At 65.6% G+C, this 22,610-nt stretch carries 22 protein-coding genes and 1 pseudogene; 19 read left to right on the plus strand and 4 right to left on the minus strand.

Annotated features, from left to right (window positions below; all coding sequences use genetic code 11):
- Window positions 1-40: 40 nt before the first annotated feature.
- The 9 genes and pseudogenes from tssK (PE067_RS02085) (at window position 41) to PE067_RS02125 (ending at window position 10,381) form a co-directional block, all read left to right on the plus strand.
- On the plus strand, window positions 41-745 hold the full coding sequence (gene tssK / locus PE067_RS02085) for a type VI secretion system baseplate subunit TssK (RefSeq protein WP_276187614.1): 705 nt from the start codon (window positions 41-43) through the stop codon (window positions 743-745).
- Window positions 745-1,374: a type VI secretion system baseplate subunit TssK gene (gene tssK, locus PE067_RS02090; RefSeq protein ID WP_276187615.1), complete on the plus strand. Its 630-nt coding sequence runs from the start codon at window positions 745-747 to the stop codon at window positions 1,372-1,374. The genes tssK (PE067_RS02085) and tssK (PE067_RS02090) overlap by 1 nt, the downstream gene beginning before the upstream one ends.
- A complete protein-coding gene (gene tssL, locus PE067_RS02095) occupies window positions 1,374-3,224 on the plus strand; it encodes a type VI secretion system protein TssL, long form (RefSeq protein WP_276187616.1) in 1,851 nt (616 codons plus the stop codon). Before tssK (PE067_RS02090) ends, tssL begins: the two co-directional genes overlap by 1 nt.
- A complete protein-coding gene (gene tssM, locus PE067_RS02100) occupies window positions 3,221-6,853 on the plus strand; it encodes a type VI secretion system membrane subunit TssM (protein ID WP_276187617.1) in 3,633 nt (1,210 codons plus the stop codon). The genes tssL and tssM overlap by 4 nt, the downstream gene beginning before the upstream one ends.
- The gene (gene tagF / locus PE067_RS02105) at window positions 6,850-7,515 is read left to right on the plus strand and encodes a type VI secretion system-associated protein TagF (RefSeq protein WP_276187618.1); all 666 of its coding nucleotides are present in this window, start codon (window positions 6,850-6,852) and stop codon (window positions 7,513-7,515) included. The genes tssM and tagF overlap by 4 nt, the downstream gene beginning before the upstream one ends.
- Window positions 7,516-7,532: 17 nt before the next feature.
- Entirely contained in the window at window positions 7,533-8,297 is a 765-nt protein-coding gene (locus PE067_RS02110; RefSeq protein ID WP_276187619.1) for a protein phosphatase 2C domain-containing protein, read from the plus strand.
- A gap of 185 nt (window positions 8,298-8,482) precedes the next feature.
- Window positions 8,483-8,788: pseudogene (locus PE067_RS02115) on the plus strand (protein kinase); the annotation flags it as partial.
- Complete coding sequence (locus PE067_RS02120) at window positions 8,764-10,104, plus strand: protein kinase (protein ID WP_276187818.1); 1,341 nt, start codon at window positions 8,764-8,766, stop codon at window positions 10,102-10,104. The pseudogene PE067_RS02115 and the gene PE067_RS02120, both read left to right, overlap by 25 nt.
- A complete protein-coding gene (locus PE067_RS02125) occupies window positions 10,046-10,381 on the plus strand; it encodes a hypothetical protein (RefSeq protein ID WP_276187620.1) in 336 nt (111 codons plus the stop codon). The genes PE067_RS02120 and PE067_RS02125 overlap by 59 nt, the downstream gene beginning before the upstream one ends.
- A gap of 7 nt (window positions 10,382-10,388) precedes the next feature.
- On the opposite strand, the gene PE067_RS02130 is transcribed toward PE067_RS02125, so the two are convergent.
- Entirely contained in the window at window positions 10,389-11,066 is a 678-nt protein-coding gene (locus PE067_RS02130) for a TetR/AcrR family transcriptional regulator (RefSeq protein WP_276187621.1), read from the minus strand.
- A 423-nt stretch (window positions 11,067-11,489) separates the two neighbouring features.
- Here PE067_RS02130 and PE067_RS02135 point away from each other — a divergent pair, with 423 nt between their 5' ends.
- The 3 genes from PE067_RS02135 to PE067_RS02145 are packed head-to-tail and all read left to right on the plus strand — an operon-like array spanning window position 11,490 to window position 13,851.
- Window positions 11,490-12,254 (plus strand): LamB/YcsF family protein, encoded by a 765-nt coding sequence (locus PE067_RS02135; RefSeq protein WP_276187622.1) that lies wholly within the window; start codon window positions 11,490-11,492, stop codon window positions 12,252-12,254.
- Window positions 12,251-12,910, plus strand: coding sequence for an allophanate hydrolase subunit 1 (locus PE067_RS02140; protein ID WP_276187623.1), 660 nt, complete (start codon window positions 12,251-12,253; stop codon window positions 12,908-12,910). Before PE067_RS02135 ends, PE067_RS02140 begins: the two co-directional genes overlap by 4 nt.
- Window positions 12,907-13,851, plus strand: coding sequence for a biotin-dependent carboxyltransferase family protein (locus PE067_RS02145; RefSeq protein WP_276187624.1), 945 nt, complete (start codon window positions 12,907-12,909; stop codon window positions 13,849-13,851). Before PE067_RS02140 ends, PE067_RS02145 begins: the two co-directional genes overlap by 4 nt.
- Before the next feature lie 209 nt (window positions 13,852-14,060).
- Here PE067_RS02145 and PE067_RS02150 read toward each other — a convergent pair whose 3' ends face one another.
- Entirely contained in the window at window positions 14,061-15,392 is a 1,332-nt protein-coding gene (locus PE067_RS02150; RefSeq protein WP_276187625.1) for a S8 family serine peptidase, read from the minus strand.
- Window positions 15,393-15,489: 97 nt separating this feature from the next.
- Here PE067_RS02150 and PE067_RS02155 point away from each other — a divergent pair, with 97 nt between their 5' ends.
- Both PE067_RS02155 and PE067_RS02160 read left to right on the plus strand, forming a co-directional pair.
- The gene (locus PE067_RS02155) at window positions 15,490-15,981 is read left to right on the plus strand and encodes an RNA polymerase sigma factor (RefSeq protein ID WP_276187626.1); all 492 of its coding nucleotides are present in this window, start codon (window positions 15,490-15,492) and stop codon (window positions 15,979-15,981) included.
- A gap of 51 nt (window positions 15,982-16,032) precedes the next feature.
- Window positions 16,033-16,854, plus strand: a complete 822-nt coding sequence (locus PE067_RS02160) for a hypothetical protein (RefSeq protein ID WP_276187627.1) — start codon at window positions 16,033-16,035, stop codon at window positions 16,852-16,854.
- A gap of 141 nt (window positions 16,855-16,995) precedes the next feature.
- Here the strand turns inward: PE067_RS02160 and PE067_RS02165 are convergent, their stop codons facing one another.
- Together PE067_RS02165 and PE067_RS02170 are read right to left on the minus strand one after the other, a co-directional pair.
- Complete coding sequence (locus tag PE067_RS02165; protein ID WP_276187628.1) at window positions 16,996-17,190, minus strand: hypothetical protein; 195 nt, start codon at window positions 17,188-17,190, stop codon at window positions 16,996-16,998.
- 17 nt (window positions 17,191-17,207) lie between these two features.
- A complete protein-coding gene (locus tag PE067_RS02170) occupies window positions 17,208-18,239 on the minus strand; it encodes an Ldh family oxidoreductase (RefSeq protein ID WP_276187629.1) in 1,032 nt (343 codons plus the stop codon).
- A gap of 204 nt (window positions 18,240-18,443) precedes the next feature.
- On the opposite strand from PE067_RS02170, the gene PE067_RS02175 reads away from it, so the two are divergent.
- The 5 genes from PE067_RS02175 (at window position 18,444) to PE067_RS02195 (ending at window position 22,604) form a co-directional block, all read left to right on the plus strand.
- On the plus strand, window positions 18,444-19,253 hold the full coding sequence (locus PE067_RS02175; protein ID WP_276187630.1) for a transporter substrate-binding domain-containing protein: 810 nt from the start codon (window positions 18,444-18,446) through the stop codon (window positions 19,251-19,253).
- An 85-nt stretch (window positions 19,254-19,338) separates the two neighbouring features.
- Complete coding sequence (locus PE067_RS02180) at window positions 19,339-20,004, plus strand: amino acid ABC transporter permease (protein ID WP_276187631.1); 666 nt, start codon at window positions 19,339-19,341, stop codon at window positions 20,002-20,004.
- Window positions 20,005-20,014: 10 nt separating this feature from the next.
- The gene (locus tag PE067_RS02185; protein WP_276187632.1) at window positions 20,015-20,668 is read left to right on the plus strand and encodes an amino acid ABC transporter permease; all 654 of its coding nucleotides are present in this window, start codon (window positions 20,015-20,017) and stop codon (window positions 20,666-20,668) included.
- On the plus strand, window positions 20,661-21,383 hold the full coding sequence (locus PE067_RS02190; RefSeq protein ID WP_276187633.1) for an amino acid ABC transporter ATP-binding protein: 723 nt from the start codon (window positions 20,661-20,663) through the stop codon (window positions 21,381-21,383). Before PE067_RS02185 ends, PE067_RS02190 begins: the two co-directional genes overlap by 8 nt.
- A complete protein-coding gene (locus PE067_RS02195; RefSeq protein WP_276187634.1) occupies window positions 21,384-22,604 on the plus strand; it encodes an FAD-binding oxidoreductase in 1,221 nt (406 codons plus the stop codon).
- Window positions 22,605-22,610 lie beyond the last annotated feature (6 nt).

Below are 22,610 nucleotides of genomic sequence, written 5' to 3' on the forward strand. Positions count from 1 at the left end.
TGTCGCCAGACGCAGAATTGATTGAAAGAATAAGGCCGCAATGTCCTGGTTCAGCAAAGTCGCATGGAAAGAGGGCCTGTTTCTTCAGCCCCAGCACCTTCAGCAATCCGACCGCTATGTCGAAAACCTGATCCAGTCGCGGACCCGCGCGATCACCCCCTATCCCTGGGGCGTCGTGGAAATGGTGATGGACCGCGATCAGGCGCAGCAGGGGCGGATCGCGCTGCGCTCGATTTCCGGGCTGATGCCGGACGGCATCCCTTTTGAGGCGCCGGGCACCGCCCCCCTGCCCCTGCCGATCGAGGTGCCGGATGATGCGGCGGGCATGTATATCTGGCTGACCCTGCCCGATGTGTCGCCGAACAACCGCGATACGGCCCCCTATGACGACGAGGGTTCGGCCACGCGATGGGGGATCGTCGCGGAAACCGTGGGCGACAGCGCGTCATCGGCGCGCAGCGAACAGGTGCTGGAACTGGCCGTGCCCCGGCTGGAACTCGCGGTGCGCAAGACGGCGCGTCCCGGCTATCAGAACCTGCGCCTTGCCCGCATCGCCGAGGTCCGCGACGGCGTTGTCACCATCGACGAAACCGTGCCACCGCCCGCGCTGGTCATCAGCGCCCATGCGCAGGTGCTGGGCTATCTGACCCGCGTGATCGGTTGGGTCGAGGCGCGGCTGGAATCGCTGGCACGCTATGCCGCCGATCCGTCGTCAGGCGGGGGTTGCAGGCCTCGGATTACCTGATGCTGATGACCTTGAACCGCGAAATCGGCGCGCTGCGCCACATGTCGCGCACCCATGCCATCCACCCCGAACGCCTGTTCGAGCGGCTGGTGGGCCTTGCGGGCGAGCTTGCGACATTCGACAGCGGCAACCGCCAGGCACCGGATTACGAAGGCTACGACCATGGCGATCTGAAAACCTGTTTCAGCCCGGTTGTGTCCGACATCCAGCGCCTGCTGTCGCGCGATATCGGCCGTGCGATCCGGCTGCTGCTGCGCCAGGTTCGCCAGAACTCCTATCTGGCCGAGGTCAAGGACCGCAACCTGTTCCGCGAGGCGACATTCATCGTCGAGGTGGAATCGGCCAAGCCGCTGACGCAGGTTCAGGCGCAGTTCCCCGAGCTGTGCAAGGTCGGGCCGAACACCCGCATGTCGGAAATCGTCAACAACAACCTGCCCGGCATCGGGTTGCAGCACCTGCCGAACCCGCCGCGCCAGATCCGCGTTCTGTCCTCGAACGTGTATTTCCGGCTGGAAAAGAACTCTCCGCTGTGGCGCGAATTTTCGACGGCTCCGGCCATCGGCATGCATTTCGCGGGCGACTGGCCGGAGCTGAAACTTGAACTGTGGGCGATACCGGAGAAAGCCTGATGAGCGGCGGACGGGACGATCACGACAAGACGGTCTTTGGCGGCAAGCTGCCGCAAGGACAGCCAAGTTCGGACAGCCCCTTCAGTGGCGGGCAGCAGAACCCGGCCCAGCAAAATCCGGCCCAGCAAAACCCCGCATGGCCACGCACCGACATTGGCGCGGCGCCGGGCAGCGGCGACCGCACCATGATCGGGGGCAGCGCGCCCTGGCAGCAGGGCGGCGGCATCGGTCAGCCTGCGGGTGGCCAATCGGCAGGTCAGTCGGGCGGCGGCTTTGGCGCGCCCCCGGCCAGCAGCCACGAGGATACATGGATCGGTGCGGGCGCACCACGCCACACACCACCCCAGGGCCAGCCCGCGCAAGGTTACGGCCATCACGGATATGGGCAGGGCGGCTATCCGGGACAGAGCTATCCGGGGCAGGGCAATCCGCAACAGGGTTATGGCCAGACGCCGGGCTTCAGCGGCGGCATCGGCCGCCCGACCGGCAGCGACAACGGCTTTTTCCCCGATTATCACCGCGACCGGCCCGCCGCGCCGATGCGCACGACCGCCAAGATCTCTCTGGATAACGCCCTGCGCACCAGCGAGATCGGCGGGGGGTCGTCGACGAACCCGCTGCTGGCCTCGGCCGCCAGCCTGCTGATCCTGCTGGGGCGGCTGCGCACCGGCATGGTCGATCTGCAGGTCGCGCCGCTGATGGAACATGTCACCATCGAAATCGACCGTTTCGAACGCAATGCGCTGGCCGCCGGCGTCGATCCGCACGAGGCGCTGGTCGCCAAATACGCGCTGTCGGGCACGGCGGATGACATCGTCCAGAACCTGCCCGGTTCCGATCGCGGAAGCTGGCAGCAATATTCGATGGTCGCGCGGTTTTTCCACAAGCGCGATTCCGGCGTGGGTTTCTTTCAAGAGGCCGAAAAGGCCATGCAGGCCCCGGCGCAACGCTACAACCTGCTGGAACTGATGCTGGTCTGCATGTCGCTTGGGTTCGAGGGGCAGTTTCGCACCGCGCCGAACGGCGCGGTCGAACTGGCCCGGATCCGCAAGGCGATCTATGAAACCCTGCGCCGCGTCAACCCGCGCCCGGACGAAGACGTTTCCGTCATCTGGGAACCCGTCGTGCAGGATCAGTCCCGCCGCTTTGCCGCGATCCCGGTGCCGGTGGTCTTTGGCGTCGCGGCGCTGGCGGTCGTCGCGCTGTTTGCCGCGCTGACCACCATCGTCAACCGCGACGGCGCGCAGGCCGCCGAAACCCTGCGCAACCTGCATCAGGGCGCGCCCGTCCTGTCGATCCAGCGCAACCCCGGCGCGGCCTATGTCGCCCCGCCCCCCGCGCAACTGGAACGCATCCGCAGCGCGCTGGCGGGCGAAATCGACGCGGGCGCCGTCACGGTCGAGGCGCGCGGCGATTACATCGCGATCCGCGTCGGCAACCTGCAACTGTTCGATCTGGGCAGCGTCGAGGTCAAGGAAGGCTTTGTCCCCATGGCCGCCCGCATCACCGAGGTGCTGAATACCGAAGGCGGCCCGGTTCTGGTTCAGGGCTTTACCGACAACCTGCCCCTGTCGGGCCGTGGCCGGTTCAAGGACAATTACCAGCTTTCCGAAGCCCGTGCCGAGGCCGTGCGCACGGTTCTGGTCCAGACCATCGACGACGCGGCCCGCATCCGCGTCGAAGGCCAGGGCGAGGATGAACCCGTGGGCGACAATGCGACCGAGGAAGGCCGCGCCCAGAACCGCCGCGTCGAAATCCTGCTGGCGAAAGAGGGCACCTATGACGCCCTCGCGACCACGCAGACGACCAGCCAACCCACCGAACAAGCGCCCGAGGAGGCAGCCGAGTGACCTTCACGGGACTAAGATTGCCGCGCACCCGCAACCGGCCGTGGCTGCGCTGGACCTTCATCATCCTTGGCCTGCTGGCCTTTTCGCTGGCGGTCTGGTTCGGCGGCCCGATGACGGGCTGGGGGCCGCTGGTTTCGGTCCTGTGGCGCTGCGTGATCATCGGCGTGGTTCTGGGCGCGGTCGCACTGTTCCAGATCATCCGCTGGCGCCGCCGCGTCCGCGCCGCGCGCGAAATCGAAGACGCGCTGATCCCCACGGAGCCCGAAGGCGACGGCAAGGTTCTGGCCGAAAAGATGTCGGAGGCCATGGCGGTCCTGAAAAAGACCGGCGGCGCGTCCTATCTGTATGACCTGCCGTGGTATGTCATCATCGGCCCGCCCGGCGCGGGGAAAACCACGGCGCTGGCGAATTCCGGCATCGAATTCCCGCTGGCACAGGATCAGGCGATTTCCGGTTTCGGCGGCACGCGCTATGTCGATTTCTGGTTTTCCGAAGAAGCCGTGATGATCGACACGGCGGGCCGCTATACCACGCAGGACAGCGACGCCGTGGCCGACAAGGCCAGTTGGGCCGCCCTGCTGGAACAGTTGAAAAAGACCCGCCCCAACCGTCCGATCAACGGCGTCATCCTGTCATTTTCCGTCGAGGACATGATGAAGGGCGACGACCTGTCGCTGAAACATCACGCCGAAACCGTCCGCGCCCGGCTGGCCGAAATCCACGAGGTGCTGAAAATCGACTTTCCGGTCTATGTGATGTTCACCAAGGCCGACCTGATCGCCGGTTTCCGGGAATATTTCGCCTCCTTCAGCCTGAACCGGCGCAAACTGGTCTGGGGCGTCACGTTCCAGAACAAGGACCGCAAGGCGATCACCGTCGAATCCGTGCCCGCCGAATTCGACCGGCTGGTGCGGCGGCTGTCGGATGAAATCATCGACCGCATGTCCGAGGAACCGGACGGCATTTCCCGCATCGCGATCTTTGGCCTGCCGGGGCAGATGGCGCTGTTGCGGGGCAATGTCTCGAATTTCCTGCGCCGGGTGTTCGAGCCGACGCGATACAAGACGAATGCCATTCTGCGCGGCTTCTATTTCACATCCGGCACGCAGGAAGGCACGCCGATCGATCAGGTGCTGGGCGCGATGAACCGCGCCGACGAAGGCATGTCGTTCCAGCCGTCCTTCATGTCGGGCAAGGGCAAGAGCTTTTTCATCCACGACCTGCTGCGCCGGGTCATCTTTCCCGAACAGGACTGGGTGTCGTTTGACCGCAAGGCCGTGCGCCGCGCCACCGTGCTGCGGGTATCGGCGCTGACCGCGATTCTGGCGGCGACGCTAGGGGCGGCGGGGGCCTTTGGCTACAGCTTCTGGAAAAACCGCAATCTGGTCGATACCGCGCAGAAAGACACCGCCGCCTATGCCCGCGCCGGGATCGAGGAACTGAACCGAGAGGTCATCGACGACCCCGATCTGCGCCCGGTCCTGTCCCTGCTGAACCATCTGGAAATGATGCCCGCAGGTTACGGCGACAGCCAGCAGGACGGTTTCTTCGAAGGGCTTGGCCTTGGCCAGCGCGACCGGGTGAACCGCGCGGCGACGGTCGCCTATTCCGACGCGCTGGAACGGATGATGCGGCCCCGGCTGGTGCTGGATGTCGAACGCAAGATGCCCGAAATCATCCGCAGCGGCGAAATGACCGATATCTACCGCGCGCTGAAGGTCTATCTGTTGCTGGGCGGCGAAGGCGAATCGACCGATGATGCCGCGATCCGCAGCTGGTTCGAACAGGAATGGCGGTCCGAATATACCGACCGCGAAGGCGTCGACACCCGCGCCCAGCTTGGCCGCCATCTGGATGCGATGCTGAAACTGGACGCCGACCGCAGCACGCTGCTGGTGACGCTGGACCAGACCACGGTCGAGGCCGCCCGCGCCGCCATCGCCCAACTGCCGCTGGACGAACAGGCCTATGCGCTGATCGAGGACGGCATCGCCGCGACCGGCATCCCCGAATGGCAGTTGGCGCAAGCGGTGCCGAATGCCGCGCAGGTCTTTGCCACCCGCGACGGCAGCGACGTGAACGCGCTGGCCGTGCCCGCGATCTATACCTATGAAGGGTTCTGGGCCTATTTCTACGACCAGCTTGCCGTGGTCGAGGAACAGCTGCGCAAAGACCAGTGGGTCTTGGGCGATCTGGCCAGCAGCAACGAAATCGAAGGGCGCCTGCAGCGTCTGGAACGCGACCTGATGGAACGCTACCGCAACGATTTCATCGCCGCCTGGAACAAGGTCCTGAACAATCTGGCCATGGCCTCGATGGTCGCCGACAAACCGCGCTATGCGGCGCTGGCGACGGCCTCGGCCGCGCAGAACTCGCCCCTGCTGGAACTGGTCAAGGCGGTCGATCAGCAGACATGGCTGGTCCGCGAACTGGAAGGGCTGGAGGGGCTGACCCCCGAGGCGCTGGCCAGTGGCGGGTCGGGCGGCGACGCGGCGCAGGGCGCGGCGGGCGATGTCGGCAATGCACTGATCAGCCGCGTGCAAAGCCGGTCCGGCGGCATCCAGCGGATGCTGATCGACGCGGCGCAGAACCAGCGCGGCAAGGGCCAGAGCCGCGTCACCACGGGCGGCGGCAGCGATACCGAAACCTATAGCGTGACGCGCCCCATCGAACAGATTTCCGACGCCTTCCTGCGCTGGCACGAACTGGTGCTGGGCGATGTCGGGCAGCGCCCCATCGACACCGTCATCGGCAATTTCGGCGCGGTTTACGACAACCTGAAACTGGCCGAACACAACCCGGACCAGTCGGCGGCGGCGATGCCTACGCTGCTGAATTCGTTGACCCGCTACAATTCGCAACTGCCCGAACAGATGGCGCAGCTTGTCGATGATGCCGAAGGCGATTTCCGCAGCGGCGCATCGGACGCCAGTATCGAGACGATGAACCGTGCCCTGACCAATCAGATCACGTTCTTTTGCCGCGAGAACATCACCTCGGCCTATCCGTTCGGCAGCAAGCAGCGCAGCCTGTCCATCGACAATTTCGCGCGGTTTTTCGGTCCGGGCGGCGAAATGGACCGCTATTTCACCGAATATCTGGAGCCTTACGTCGAACGCACCGATCAGGGCCTGACCTATCTGGCCGACAAGGACATCACCAAACGCTTCAACCCGCAGACGCTGAAACAGTTCGAACGCGCCGAACGCATCCGCCGCGCCTATTTCGCGGGCGGGGGCAGCCAGCCGCAGGTCGAAATCACCGTGGCGCAGGTCGATGCCCATCCGACGGTGCAAAGCGCGTTCCTGTCGATCAATGACGAACCCATCGAATCGATCACCGGCTCGTTGCCGCGCACGATCACCTGGCCCGGCGCGGGGAAATCGACGATCCTGCAGATCAGCCCGTCGCTGAACCGTCCCTCAACCATGCGGATCGAGGGCAGTTCATGGACCTTCATCGAATTCCTCGGGGCCGCCGCCGCACGCGAACAGCGCGGCGACACCCTGCGCGCGACCTTCAATCTGGGCGGGCGCAACATCACCTATGATTTCACCATCAACGCGCTGGCCAACCCCTTTACCATGCCCGAGATCAGGGATTTCGAATGCCCTCAGAGCATAGATTGACCGCCTTTTTCGGCAAACACCCCGGCCACGGCGATTTCATCGGCGCGGGCCTGCCCGATCTGGTGGAACGCGGGTTGTCGGACTGGCTGGGCGCGACATTGGGCGAGGTGCGCGACATTCTGGGCGAAAGCTGGGACCAGATCCAGCACAGCCCGGTCGCCCTGCGGTTCTGGATGGGCGCGGGACTGGGTCAGGGGCAGGCGTGGCGCGGCGTCCTGCGCATGTCGGGCGACAAGGTCGGGCGGCGCTATCCGCTGCTGGTCCTGCAGGCGACCGGCCCCGACACCCTGCCCGTCGTGCAGGTCCGGCAGGATTTCTATCAGGAGGCCGAAACCGCGCTGGCGGACCTGCTGGATCAGGCGGTTCTGATCCCCGGCGAGGTGCAGGCGACGCTGGACCGGCAACTGGCCCGCCATGCGCCGCAGGCCGCCGCCATGTCCGATCACATGTTCTGGGCCGTCAAGCAAAGCCCTGATATCGAACAGCTTTGTAACGAGGTCGCGCTGACCGATCTGATTTCAGCCGCCAGCGGCCGCAGCTATTGGTGGTTCGCCCGGCCCAACCTGTCCGGCATTCTGGGCGGCCATGGCCTGCCCGATGCGCAGGCGCTTGCATGGCTGGTCGGCGGTGGTCGGCAGGACGGTGCCGACGCGGAAAGTTAAGGTTAGGGGGGATCGCCATGACCGATGAGAGCCAGGAATTCCTGTTCGAAACCGGTGCGGCCACGCATCGCGGCGTCGTTCGTGATCACAACGAAGACAGCTTTGCCGCGCTGCCCGATATCGGCATCTGGGCGGTCGCCGACGGGATGGGCGGCCATCAGGCCGGCGACGTCGCCAGCCGCATGATCGTCGAAGAGGTTTCCTCGGTCGGGATCGCGGTTTCGGCGCAGGACCAGCGCGCCCGTTTTCTGGAACGCATCAAGCGCGCCAACCAGCGGATTCTGGTCCATACCAGAGAAAAACAACTGGCGACGGTCGGCTCGACCCTGGCCGCCATGCTGGTCTATGGCAACGCGCTGTCCTGCATCTGGGCGGGCGACAGCCGCGTCTACCTGTTGCGCAAGGGCATCCTGACCCGCCTGACCACCGACCATAGCGAGGTGGCGCGGCTGGTCTCGACCGGCGAAATGACCGAGGAAGAGGCGCGCAACTCGCCCGCGCGGAATGTGATCACACGCGCCATCGGCATCCAGTTGCAGCCTGAACCCGAAACCGCGACCGGCGTGGCCGAGGCGCATGACGTGCTGCTGCTGTGTTCGGACGGGCTGACCGAACATAACAGCGACGAAGATCTGCGCCAGGTCCTGCTGGGCACCGGTCCCGCCCAGATGCTGGCCGAGCGGCTGATCGCCATGACACTGGACCGCGGTGCGCGCGACAACGTCACCGCCATCGTCGTGCGCTGCCTGCCCATCCCCGACAAGGAAACGGTCGAGGAATGAACGAAAAGGACCAGCCCCCGCACAGCCAGCCCCCCGAGGATCGCACCCGCATCGCCCGGCCCGACGCCCCGCCGCCCGCCGCGCCGCCGCCCGCCGCGTCCGATGACCGCACCCGCATTGCCCAGCCCGATACCCCGCCAGTCGACGGCACGCGCCTGTCCGACGCGCCCGCACCCAGATCGGCCATGCCCGCCGAAACGGCGCAACTGGTCGAACCGGGCGTGCTGATCAACGACAATTACCGCATCCTGAAACTGGTCAGCGCCGGAGGCATGGGCGAGGTCTATCGCGCTGAAAACATCTTTACCGGCGATCCGGTCGCGGTGAAAATCATCCTGCCGAACCTTGCCCGCGATGAATCGATCATCGACCTGTTCCGGCGAGAGGCGCGGATTCTGGTCCAGATGCGCGACGACGCCATCGTGCGCTATCACAATTTCGTCCGCGACAAGGGCCTGAACCGCTACTGCCTGATCATGGAATTCGTCGAGGGCGGCATCTTTGGGACCATATCCAGAATGTCGCGCCCCTGGACGCCGATCAGGCGCTGGTGCTGCTGCGCCGTCTGGCGCGGGGTCTGGCACAGGCCCATGCGCGCGGCGTCACCCACCGCGACCTGTCGCCCGATAACGTGATCCTGCGCGACAACCGCGTGGACGAAGCCGTGCTGATCGATTTCGGCATCGCCCGCTCGACCGAGCTGGGGGATGGGCTGAATGGGCGTTTTGCTGGTAAATTCAAATATATAGCCCCGGAACAACTGGGCCATGCCGGGGGCGAGATCGGCCCCCCCGCCGATGTCTACGGCCTTGCGCTGATGATCGCGGCGGCAATGCGCGGCCGCCCGCTGGACATGGGGGCGTCGATCGTCGAGGCCTCCGAGGCGCGGCGGCGCATTCCGGATCTGTCGGGCATTTCCTATCGCGTCTACCCGCTGCTGCAGCACATGCTGGAACCCGACCCGCGCGCGCGACCGCATGACATGGATGCGCTGCTGCGCATTCTGGACGATCCGAACCACCTGCCCGCGCGCTATCGCCTGCCGCTGTGGAACATGGACCATCCGACCGACGCGGACGGGACGGCGCGCGGCGATGGCACGGGCATCAGCCTGACGCCAAACGACCTGACCCCCGCCGAGGCGCTGACCGATCCCGCCAGCCCCTTTGGCGCGAGCTTCGCGCCGCCTGCCGCGGATGCCGATCAGCCGACGCAGCCGCGCAACAGCCGGATGCGGCTTTATGCCGGGGCGGCGCTGGCCGCGCTGGCTGTCGGGGGCTGGGCGATGTTCGGGCAGCAGACGGAAACGCCCGGCCCCCCCCGACGCTCCCCCGGCCACGGCGACGGATCCGCAGCCGGATTCCCGCGCCGCGACGCTGGCCGCCCTGCCCGCCCGCGATATCGAAACGCGCGACGGTTTTCTGGCCAGCCAGCCCCTGCCGGACTGTTCGGTGGCGCGGCGGTTTTCCTCGGGGCCGAACGCGGGCAAGATCGGGGTTCTGGCGGATGGGCCGCGCGATCTTTCGACGCTGCAATCGGCCTATGCCATGGCGTTTTCGTCCAGCCCGGCGATTGTTGCGACCGAAATCCGCACGGCCCAATGCCCGGCGCTGGATTTTATCGCCGACCTGTCGGGCCGCGCGGCCGAGCCTCCGGCGCTGTCGCTGGACGGCGCGACGACAGCCAGCGGCGGCAATGTGTCGGGGCGGATCCGCGATTTGCGCGGGCGCAGCCTGTGGCTGTTCGTGGTGTCGCCAAAGGGGGCGATTTACGATCTGTCATCGACCGCGCAGCCGCAGGCGGATAGTTCGTTCACCTTTGATTTCGGGATTTCGCTGGCCGCAGACGAAAACGGCCCGCAACCGCAACTGATCGTCGCACTGGCCAGCGCGACACCGCTGGCGACGGTCGCAGCCGCGCCATCGGCGACCGGCGCCGATCTGTTGCTGCCGCTTGTGCTGGATGAAATCGCATCGAACGGGACCCAGGCCGCGCTGGATATCGCCATCCTGACCGTCACCCCCGCCGAGGAATCGACGATGCCCGGGATCGCCCCCGATCCGGCAGAGGACGAGGACGAATGATCGCCGCTCAGGCCCGCGCGCCGACCCGCGCGGGGGCGTGTTCGACAAGGCGGATCGCATCCAGAATCAGGCGCGAGAGATAGCCCGCGACCGTATCGGCGGGCATCGATTTTTTCGTTTCCGGCCACAGGAAGCTGTTGAAATACATCCCCAGAATGGCCCGCAGTTCGATGCTGTGGACCGGGCGGAACAGCCCCTGTTCGACCCCGGTCACCACGGCGCTTTCCCAGATCGCCTGATAGTCGGCATATTGTTTCTGCAATGTTTTCTGGTTCGCGGCGCCCAGCAGATGATGTTCGCGAAAGCAGACGATCATTTCATCCTGATCTGAAATGCTCATCCGCACGAAAGCCGCGCTGAGGCGTTCGATGGTGGTATCGGCGCGCAATCCCTGATCCAGGATCGCCTGTGCCTCTGCAATCAGCAGGTCCATGTATCCTTTTGATATTTCAAAAAGAATGCTGTCCTTGCTGTCCGCGTGATAATAAAAGGCGCCGCGCCCCAACCCGGTCGCATTGCACAGTTCGGGCACGCCCACCGCCTCATACCCGTGCTGGGCGAAAAGCCGGGCGGAAATCCTGTGGATCTGATTGCGCTTCGAATCTTCTTCGGTGTCGTCAGCGACAGGGAATCGGGTAACGGTCCCGCGGCCTTGCGCGTTATTCTGGTGAAGAGAGTTGGGCATTCCGCGCTCCGTTCAAGAAATCAGCCTTGGACCGTTGCTTCAATCAATAGGGTCAGATCGTTAAGAAATCATACCATTTACAGCTTCAATTTTATCGACCCGAACCGCTGGTCCAACCGTGTCGCGCTGTGATCGCGACGCGGGACGACTGGATCGTGACACCGGGATTCGCTGCGCCACCCCGGGATTACGGGGCAAATGGCGCTGGCCGTCCGTCGGATTTCGGTCGGCAACCTAAATGAGCTTGGGCGGATGCGCCACAAAAATTACACAATCCGCGCGTTTTGACGCGGCGTCCATGTCGCATGACCGTCGAAAATTGTCACAAAATTACCGACCGGCCTCGGCCGCCCTCGGGCCTTGCCGAACCGGCCCCGCCGCCCGCATAGTCGGAACCGGACAGGTTCGGCCAAAAGGGCGGGGATGGGAATCGATCTGAATTCCGATCTGGGCGAAGGTTTCGGCCCCTGGCGCATGGGCGATGATGCGGCCATGCTGGATATCGTGTCCAGCGCGAACATCGCCTGCGGGGGCCATGCGGGCGATCCCGATACCATGCTGGAAACGCTGCGCCTTGCCGTGGCGCGCGGCGTCACCATCGGGGCGCATCCGGGCTATGCGGACCCTTTGGGCTTTGGTCGGCGCATCATCCCGATGGCTGCGGAATCGATTGGCGCGATGGTTGCCGCGCAGACCGGGGCGCTGCAGGGCGTTGCCGCGCTGGCGGGCGGGCGGGTTGCCTATGTCAAGCCGCATGGCGCCACGGCCAATCTGGCCGCCGATGACGACGATGTCGCGCAAGCCATCGCGCGGGCGGTCGCGGCGCTGCCCGGCGGTCCGGGCCTGCTGGCGATTTCCGGCACCGCGCTGGAGATTGCCGCCCGCCGCCTTGGCATCCCCGTCTGGTCCGAGATCTTTGCCGACCGCGCCTATCTGGCGAATGGCCGGCTGGTGCCGCGCAACCGTCCCGATGCCGTGCTGCATGATCCCGATGCCGTGGCCGACCGACTGCTGCGCTTTCTGGAAACCGGGTTGATGCCGGTCGTCGACGGACCGCCGGTCGCACTGGCGGCGCAGTCGGTCTGCATCCATGGCGACACACCCGGCGCGGTCCGCATGGCTGCGCAACTGCGCCAGCGGCTGGAACAGGACGGCGTGTCCATAGCGCCGTTCGCGGCCCCCGCATGACCGCGCTGCACCCCATCGCCGAACATGCGCTGCTGGTCGAGTTCGGCCGTCAGGCGACCGATCAGGCGCATGATCAGGTGCTGGCGCTGGATGCGGCGCTGACCGGCACGCCGCCTGTCGGGATCCGGCAGACCATCCCCGCCCATGCCAGCCTGATGATCGAATTCGACCCCGCCCAAACCGATCACAACCGGATCGGCGCGGCGGTCCAAGACCTGCTGTCGGCGCCCGCAGGCCCGCGCCCTACCCCTGCCGAGCATCTGATCGACATCTGTTATGACGGGCCTTGCGCGCCCGATCTGGATGCGGTCGCCCGCGCCAGCGGCCTTGACCGCGAACAGGCCGCCGCCTGCCATCTGTCGGGCGAATACCGGGTCAGGATCTATGGTTTCGCGCCGGGCTATGCCTATCTGTCGGGCGTCCCCGAGCCTCTGCGCCTGCCCCGCAAGCCCAAGGCCCTGCGCGACGTCCCGGCGGGCAGCGTGCTGATCGCGGGCGGGCAGTGCATCATCTCGACCCTGACCATGCCGACCGGCTGGTGGATCGTCGGGCGGTCCCCGGCGCGCATCCTGACGGGCGATCCGGCGCGGCCCTTTCTGTTCGACATCGGCGATATCATCCGCTTTCGCCGCATCCCGGAAAGCGCGTTGCGATGACGGATGCCGTGATCAGGGTCGTCGCCGCCGGGCCGCATGTCTCTGTTCAGGATGGCGGCCGGCCGGGGCTGGCGCGCTTTGGCGTGCCGCATTCCGGGCCGATGGACCGCATCGCCCTGGCTGCGGGCAACACCGTTCTGGGCAATGATCCAGGGCAGGCCGGGATCGAGGTTTCGCTTGGCGGCCTGATGCTGGAATGCCTGCACGGAGAACTGGGCTTCGCCGTCGCCGGGGGCGGTTTCGTCATCGACCACGCGGGACAGCGCCATCACGGCTGGTTCGGATCGACCCTGCGGGCGGGGGAAAAGCTGGTGATCCGGCCGGGTTTCTGGGGCACATGGGCCTGTCTGGCGCTGGCGGGGCGGGTCGAGGCGGACGCATGGCTGGGCAGCCGCGCGACCCATGTGCCCTCGGGTCTGGGCGGGGGCAAGGTGGTCGCGGGGCAGGTGCTGCGGGTCAGCGACACCCGCGCCCTGCCGCAGGATGTCGCGATTCCGGTGCCGGTCTTTGCCCTGCCGCGCCACAAGCTGCATGTGACGCTTGGGCCGCAGGATGACCTGTTTCCCGATCACGCGATGCAGGATTTCCTGCATGGCCAGTTCCGCCTTGGCAGCGCCTATGACCGGATGGGCGTGCGGCTGACCGGGCCTGCGCTGGTGCCGGAAAGCGCGCTGGACATCGCCTCGGGACCGATTGCGCGGGGATCGGTGCAGGTGGATGGGCAGGGGGTCGCGACGGTCCTGCTGGCCGATCACCAGACCACCGGGGGCTATCCGCGCATCGCGACCGTTCTGGACGCGGATCTGGACGCCTTTGTCCAGTTGCGCCCCGGCGATCAGCTACGCTTCCGCGCGGTCTCTGCCGATGAGGCAACGGCCATCGCCCGGACCAAACGCCAGACGACCGCCCGCTATCTGGACGCCTTGCGCCGCCGGGGTTAGCGCGGACGCCGCCGTCATTGTCGGGGGTGATGGTCGCGGCCGATGCCCGCGACCCGATTCATCGGCCCTGACAGGCCCGGTCCCGTGCGCCGGTTTCCGGCACCAGTTTCGGGCACCCGTTTCCTGCGGCAATGATCGGCTGCCGCGTTGATCCGCGCCGCATATCCCCGATTCGAAGCCAACCGGAGATGTCAGCGGTGCCGCCTGCCCTAATCCCCCGAGGCGGGCACGATCGCACCCGCCCCGCCGCAGGGATCGGGCGGCAGGACCAGCCCGGCGCCAAAGATCTCATCATGGCCCTGCGCGCCCAAATCGCGGGCCGAAAGACGCAGTTGCCGACGCACATCCTCGGTCGTCATGGCGGGATTGCCCTGCCGCATCAGCGCCACCGCCGCCGTGACGAAAGGCGCGGCAAAGGAGGTGCCGGTCTTGGTCCGCGCCCCGGAAATCGAGGCCGCCGTCCAGACATCCACCCCCGGAGCGGCAATGTCGATATGGGGGCCACGCACCGCGCGGCGATAAACCTCGCCGCGACGATCCACGGCGGTCACGGCAATCACGCTGTCGTAGCCCGCGGGATAGGCGGGCTTGGCGCGCGGGCCGTTGTTGCCTGCGGCGGCGACGACGATGATGCCCTGACGTTCCAGATCCTGCATCTGGAATTTCAGCGGCTCGTTATCCGGCCCGGCAAGGCTGAGGTTGATGATGCTGACATCCGACTGCGCCAGCAGGTCCAGGGCCTCGATCAGGGCAAAGGCATCGGTGCGTTCGTCATTGCCGACCTTGTGGAAGGCATCGACCGCGACCAGCGTGGCATCCCGGATCAGCCCCGGCGAACGGCTGTCGCCACGCCCGACCAGCAGCGCCGCGACCGCCGTGCCGTGGATCTTGTCCGAGGGGGTGCCGATATCGTCGATCCCCAGAACCTCGATCGAGGCGCCCTGAAACACCGCATGATCGGGGTTCAGCCCGGTATCGACCATGCCGATGCGCGGCAGGGCACCGCAACCCGCCTGCATCACCGGCCAATTCAGCATGTCGCGGGCGGGACAATCGGCGCCCCTGCAGCCCGCGTTGCGGTCCTGTTCGGCGCGGTAGTAATGGTTGAAATCCGCCGCCTGCGCCGAGGCTCGCATGCGGACGATGCGCCGCGCCTCGGGCATGGTCAGGCTGGCGGGTTTGTGCAGGCGGGTGATGCGCGTCCCGTTCGACAGCGTGGTGCTGTTCAGGACGCGAAAGCCCTGATTTTCCAGATCGGCCAGATCGGCATCGTCCAGACCCCGCGCCAGAATTTCATTCGGCGCCCGCGCGGGCAAAGGCGCGGCGGCAGGCGCCGGCCGGCGCTGGACGCGCGGCGGGGCGGGGGCGGGCGTGATGCGGATGATCCGCCGCAGGCTGCGCGGGGCATCGTCATCGTCATCGTCATCCGCCAGCGCACGCGAGATCCAGCCACCGTTTTCCGGGCCGCCGTTCCCGGGGCCGGGCGGGGTGATGGTCAGGGTCAGGACGGCGATCAGCAGGAAAACGAAGATCTGTGGCATTTCTTTGCCTTTGCTGGCGGGGCTTTCTGGACAATTACGCGGCCTGTTTCCTATTATTCCAATAATTTTCATTTTTCCTAGTGATCGGGGCTGTGGCATGGATCCGGCATTTGGCGATGCGCTTGTCCGTCTGCTGCCAAACCTGAAGCGTTTCGGGCTTTCACTGTCGCGGCGCGGCGATATCGCCGATGATCTGGTGCAGATCACGGTGGAAAAGGCGATTCTGAACCATGCCGGTTTCGACGGCAGTTCGCGGCTTGAACCCTGGCTGTTCCGAATCATGCGCAATGCCTGGATCGACATGATCCGGCGCACGAGGACCCAGGGCCAGCAGGTCGATGTCTTTGAAATCCCCGAATCCCTGCCCACCGACAGTTCTGCCCAGATCGAGGCGCGGCTGATGCTGCAATCCGTGCAGGAGGCCATGACCACCCTGCCCGACGAACAGCGCGAGATCCTGCATCTGGTCTGTATCGAAGACATGAGCTACGCCGAAGCCGCCGAGATCCTGGGCATCCCCAAGGGCACGGTGATGAGCCGCCTGTCCCGCGCCCGGCTGGCACTTTCGGAAAAACTGGGAATAAAATGATCGCCGAGACGTTGGTTTCAGTGACGCTCACCCCTTGAACACGGATTTGCGATGCAGATCGACGATGACATCCTGATGGCCCTTGCCGACGGCGAACTGGCCCCCGACCTTGCCGACAAGGTCGCGCATGCCGTGGCCGGGGACCCGGAATTGCAGCAGCGGCTGGAGCGGTTTACCCGCACACGCGATCTGCTGGCCGGTCTGGCCAAGGCTGCGCCCAGCCCCGGGATCGACCCGGCGCTGGTCGCGCGCATCCGCGCAGCCAGCGCACCGGCAGAAAGCGCACCGACCGAAAGCACACCGGCAGCCAGGATACCGACGGACAGCACACCGACGGACAGCGCAGCCTTACAGGTCGCGCCGGATACGACCGTCACCGCGACACCGACGCCGACACCGGCCAACCTGAACCGCGCGCCCCTGGCCGCGATCGCGGCAGCCTTTGCGCTGGCGATAGTGGGCTTCGGCTGGTACGGGATGAACATGGACCCGACGCCCGCCGGGCCGGGTGCCACCGTCAGCGCCGCGCTGGACAGTGTCAGCTCCGGCGCGGGGGCGCAACTGGACGCGGGACAAGAGCTGACCATCATCGCATCCTATCGCAATGGCGCGGGCGAGCTGTGCCGCGAGTACGAAATCTTTGGCGGCGACCTGATCCCGGAATTGCGTGTGGCCTGCCACGAAGGGGCGGCGGGGTGGAACACCCGCTTCAGCCTGACCACGGGCGCGCCGGGATCGGCCTATCAGCCCGCCTCGGGCGAGGACGAGGCGCTGGACAGTTTCCTGAGCAGATCCGGTGCCATGGCGCCGATGACGCTGGAGGAAGAGGCCGCAGCCCTGTCGGCCTTGGCGGATGGTGGCGGCCGGGGCTAGCAGGTTATCGGGGGCAGGTCATCGCGGGACAGGCATGCGCCACCGCACCACGATGTCGGCCAGACCTGCCGCCGCGATGCCCGGCCTATGCCGGGTGGCGCGGCTTCACACGGGCCGAATGCCTCATGACCCTGCCTGCGGTCAATCGACCACGCGCCGCCGCAATCGGGCCACCGCTGTTTCATTGTCGCCCTGACCGCGCCACCTGACGGGCTGTTCAAAAGCGGCAAACTGCTTCGTGAGCGTCCCGAAGAACGCATTTTCGCAGTGCTTTCCGCCTTTGCGGGGGATGATCTGCGCCGCACGGCAGGCCAGAAAGCACGGCAGGCCAGACATACGTGTTCCGCAGCCTGCTAGCGCACGGCGTCCAGCCCGCCCTGCCGCAGACGCGACAATTCGGCCATTTCCTCGGCCGTCAGGCGGATGCCATCGGCCAGGGACTGGCGGCGCGCGGCAAAGCGGCGTTGCGAGGGCAGGCGGGCGCCCTGACCGGCAATCGCCTCGATCAGCAATTCGCCACGGACCAGCGGGTCGCCGCGACCGCCGGACAGGCGGGCGGGGTCGAAGGCGATGATCAGCTCGCCGTGGCGGAGGGCGATGGTGGTCGTGCCCAGAAATTCCAACGCCTGCGGGCTGGTGAAATCGCCGATCATCGCGCCCGCCAGCAGTTCGATCATGGTCGAAATCGCCGAGCCCTTATGCCCGCCAAAGGGCAGCATCGCACCGTCCAGCGCCTGCGCCGGGTCGGTCGTGGGGTTGCCGTCGCGGTCGATGGCCCAGCCTTCGGGCAGTTGCTTGCCTGCGCGGCGGTAAAGCTCGATCTCGCCGCGCGCGGCGACGCTGGTCGCAAAATCGAAGACATAGGGGAACTCGCCCGGACGCGGCCAGCCGAAGGCAAAGGGGTTGGTGCCCAGCAAGGGCTGGCTGCCCCCGACCGGCGCCACCGTCGCATAGCTGGGGCACATGGCGATGCTGGCCAGACCATGGCCGGCCAGCGCCTCGACCTCGGGCCAGAGCGCGGCGAAATGGGTGCAGTCATTGATGACCAGCGCCGCCACGCCAAGCGCGCGCGTGCGCTCGACCAGCGCGGGCAGGCCGGTTTCCAAGGCCAGATTGGCAAAGCCGCCGCCCGCCTCGACCCGGACCACGGCGCTGTCGTCGCGGTGCAGGACCGGGACGGCATCGGGCACCGTCTTGCCCATTTTCAGCGTGCGCAGGCAGCCTTCGATCCGGTAGACGCCATGGGATTTGCAGGCATCGCGTTCGCCCGCGACGATGGTGCGCGCAATCGCCCCGGCATGGTCCGGGCCAAAGCCCGCATTGGCCAGAATTCCGGCGACCAGCGCGGTCAGTTCATCGACCCCGATCACGGTGACATCGCTCATCTGGTGGTTCCTTTCCGGTTCGCTGTTTCGGCGCAGGGCGCGTTCATCCTGCATAATCCCCGCATCCCGCACGGGCAATCGCAGCGGATTGTGAAAATGACGCGACGGGCATCGTGCATACAAAGAATATTTTGGTTGAACGGGGCATTTAGGCGGCAGATAGTCAAGCGATAAGGAATCAATCCAACGACGACAGGGAAAAAGATGAAAACCTCATATCTGACCGGGGCCTTGGTGGCTGCCACGATGATCGCCGGTGCCGCGCAGGCGAACAAGCTGGACGACATCATCGCATCGGGCACGCTGCGCTGCGCGGTGACGCTGGACTTTCCGCCCATGGGGATGCGCGACGAAAGCAACAACCCCGTGGGCCTTGACGTCGATTACTGCAACGATCTGGCGGCGGCCCTTGGCGTCAAGGCCGAAATCGTGGAAACGCCCTTTCCCGAACGCATCCCCGCGCTGATGTCGGGCCGCGTCGATGTCGGCGTCGCCTCGACCTCGGACACGCTGGAACGCGCCAAGACGGTCGGCATGTCCATCCCCTATTACGCCTTTGAAAACGCGGTGACGGCGAATGAACAGGCGGGCATCAGCGATTGGGAAGGCATGAAGGGCAAGACCGTCGGCGCCACCGCCGGCACCTATGAGGCGATCTGGCTGGAAAATCAGGTCAAGGAATGGGGCGAAGGCACCTTCCGCCCCTATCAGACGCAGGCCGATGTCTTTCTTGCGCTGAGCCAGGGCCAGCTGGACGCCACCGTGTCCACGGTCGAGGTCGCGAATGCCAATGTCGCATCGGGCAACTATCCCGGCATCGCGGTCGTCGACAAGGCGCCGATGGTCCCGGATTACGTCGCGCTGTTCACCATGCGCAATGAATACGGGCTGCTGAACTATCTGAACCTGTTCGTGAACCAGCAGGTCCGCACCGGCCGCTACGCCGAGCTTTACACCAAATGGATCGGCGAGGGCGAACCCGCCAGCCTGACCATCCCCGGCGTCTACCGCTGATCCGAAAGCCCGGTTCGGGCACAACCGTCCGGCGGCGCCGGTCCACCTGCGCCGCCGTTTCGCCTTCAGTCGCAGCGAGACGGCCATGTTCAGCTATACATTTCAATGGAATCAGGCGCTTGCGCGGCTGCCCCGTATGCTTGACGGGGCGCTGGTCACCATGCAGATCGCCATCCTGTCGATGGTCATCGGCGTGGTTCTGGCAATCATCCTGACGATGTTCCGACGCTCGGGCAACCGGGCCTTGTCGGGTTTTGCCACCACCTGGGTCGAGATCGCGCGCAATACGCCCGCGCTGTTCCAGATCTATATGGCGCATTTCGGCATCGCCAGTTTCGGCATCCACCTGTCACCCTATATGTCGCTGCTGATCGGCATCACCTTCAACAATGCGGGCTATCTGGCGGAAAATTTCCGGGGCGCGCTGAAGGCGATCCCGGACACGCAGACCCGCGCGGGCCGGTCGCTTGGCATGTCGGAAATCGGCGCCTTCCGTTATATCATCCTGCCGCAGATGCTGCGGATTTCGTTCCTGCCGATGACCAACCAGATGGTCTGGGCGATCCTGATGACCTCTCTGGGGGTGACGGTGGGCATGAACACCGACCTGTATGGCGTCACGCAGGACCTGAACGCGCTGACCTTCCGCACGTTTGAACTGTTCGCGATTGCCGCGGTGATTTTCTACCTCATCACCAAGGCCATCACCCTGTCGGCCCGGCTGATCGCCGCGCGCCTGTTCCGGTATTGAGAGGGCGGTCATGTTCGATACGGCACTGACCACCAACGACCTGATCTTTCTGGCGAAAGGCGCGGGCATCACGATTCTGGTCACGGCGATTTCGGTGGTGATCGGCACGGTTCTTGGCATCATCTTCGGCGTGTTCCGCTATCAGGTCGGCGCGATCTGGGCGGCACCGCTGACCTTCGTGCTGGATATCTTCCGCTCGATCCCGCTGCTGATCCAGCTTGTGCTGGCCAATGCCTTTCTGGGCACGGTCCTGCAACTGCGGTTTTCGGGCTTTACCATCGCCTGCATGGTGCTGTCGCTGTATACCGCCGCCTATTGCGCGGAAATCGTGCGCGGCGCCATCGACGCCGTGCCCGTGACAACGCGCCGCGCCGCACGCTCACTGGGGATGAGCTGGTGGCAGGACATGGGCAATATCGTCCTGCCGCTGGCCACCCGCGTCGCCTTGCCCAGCTGGATCGGCCTTGCGCTTGGCGTGATGAAGGATTCCGCGCTGGTCTATGTCGTGCAGGTCACCGAACTGCTGAAATCCACGCAGATCCTGATCACCCGGCTGCAGGAACCGCTGTTCCTGCTGATGATCTGCGGGGCGTTCTATTTCCTGATTTCCTTTCCGCTGGCGCGTTTCGGCGGCTACCTTGAAAGGCGGTGGTCCAATGATTGAGATCGAAAACGTCCGCAAATCCTTTGGCCAGCTCGAAGTGCTGAAGGGCATCGACCTGACCGTGCAAAAGGGCGAGGTGGTGACGATCATCGGCGGTTCCGGTTCCGGGAAATCGACCCTGCTGACCTGCATCAACGGGCTGGAGCCGATCGACAGCGGCCGCATCCTTGTCGACGGCACCGAAGTTCACGCCAAGACCACCGACCTGAACAAGCTGCGCCAGAAAATCGGCATCGTGTTCCAGCAATGGAACGCATTCCCCCATCTGACGGTGCTGGAAAACGTCACGCTGGCGCCGCGCAAGGTGCTGGGCATGCCCGAGGATCAGGCCGAGGCGATTGCCGTCAGGCAGTTGACCCATGTCGGGCTTGGCGACAAGCTGAAGGTCTATCCCGCGCGCCTGTCGGGCGGCCAGCAGCAGCGCATGGCGATTGCCCGCGCGCTGGCGATGTCGCCCAAATACATGCTGTTCGACGAGGTGACATCCGCGCTTGACCCGCAACTGGTGGGCGAGGTTCTGGACACATTGAAAATGCTGGCCGAAGAAGGCATGACGATGATCTGCGTCACGCATGAAATGGCCTTTGCCCGCGACGTGTCGAACCGGGTGGCCTTTTTTCATCAGGGCGTCATGGCGGAAATCGGGCCGCCGGACCAGATTTTCGGCAACCCGCAAAACCCGGAAACACAGAAGTTCCTTTCGAGCGCAAGATAGATGGATGAACAGATCATTGTGATTGGCGCGGGGGTCATCGGCCTCAGCATCGCATTGGCCGCGCAAGAGCGCGGCCTTTCCGTCCGCGTCATCGACCGCGAAGGCCCGGCGGCGGGCGCATCCGCCGGAAATGCCGGGGCCTTCGCCTTTACCGACATCTTTCCGCTGGCCTCGCCCCGGATCATCCGGCAGGCGCCGAAATGGCTGCTGGACCCGCTTGGCCCGCTGTCGGTGCCGCCCCGCTACGCGCTGAAGATCGCGCCGTGGATGCTGCGCTTCTGGCGGGCAAGCTGGCCCGGCCGGGTCCGCGCCTCGACCCTTGCGCAGACGGCGCTGATGCGGCTGTCGCGCGATGCGCTGGAACCCGCGCTGCAGCGCGACGGGCTGGCCCATATGCTGCGCCGCGACGGCCAGTTGCAGGTCTATGAGGGCGAGGGCGAATTCAACGCATCCCTGCCCGGCTGGCAGGCCAGCGCCGAACAGGGCATCAGTTTCGAACATCTGCGGGGCGAGGAAATCAACGAGATCCAGCCCGGCATCGCCGCGCGCTTTACCCATGCGACATTCACCCCCGGCTGGTATTCGATCAGCGATCCGCACGATTACACGCTGGCCTTGGCCGAACGGTTTCGCGCGGGAGGCGCCACCCTGACGATTGCCGATGTCACGGCGCTGACGGATCGCGGCGTCGTCACCGATGCCGGCCCGGTCACGGGGCGGGTGGTGCTGGCGGCGGGGGCGTTTTCGCATCTGCTGGCGCGGACGCTTGGGGTGCGCATCCCGCTGGAAACAGAACGTGGCTATAACACGACCCTGCCCGCCGATGCCTTTGACCTGCGCACGCAGATCACCTTTGGCGGCCATGGTTTCGTCGTGTCGCGGCTGTCCTCGGGCATCCGCGTCGGTGGGGCGGTGGAACTGGGCGGGCTGAAGCTGCCGCCGAATTTCGACCGGGCCGATGCCATGCTGCGCAAGGCCGCGATGTTCCTGCCGGGGCTGAGAAAGACCGGCGGCACGCAATGGATGGGCTTCCGCCCGTCCCTGCCCGACAACCTGCCCGCCATCGGCCCCTTGCCGGGCCATCCGAATATCCTGTGCGCCTTCGGTCACGGCCATCTGGGCCTGACCCAATCGGCGGGCACCGCCCGCATCATCGCCGATCTGCTGACCGGACAGGCGCCGGGCATTGATCTTGCGCCCTTCTCTGCGTCGCGCTTTTGAGGCAAT

The sequence above is a fragment of the Paracoccus sp. DMF-8 genome, assembly GCF_029309835.1.
Lineage (GTDB): Bacteria > Pseudomonadota > Alphaproteobacteria > Rhodobacterales > Rhodobacteraceae > Paracoccus.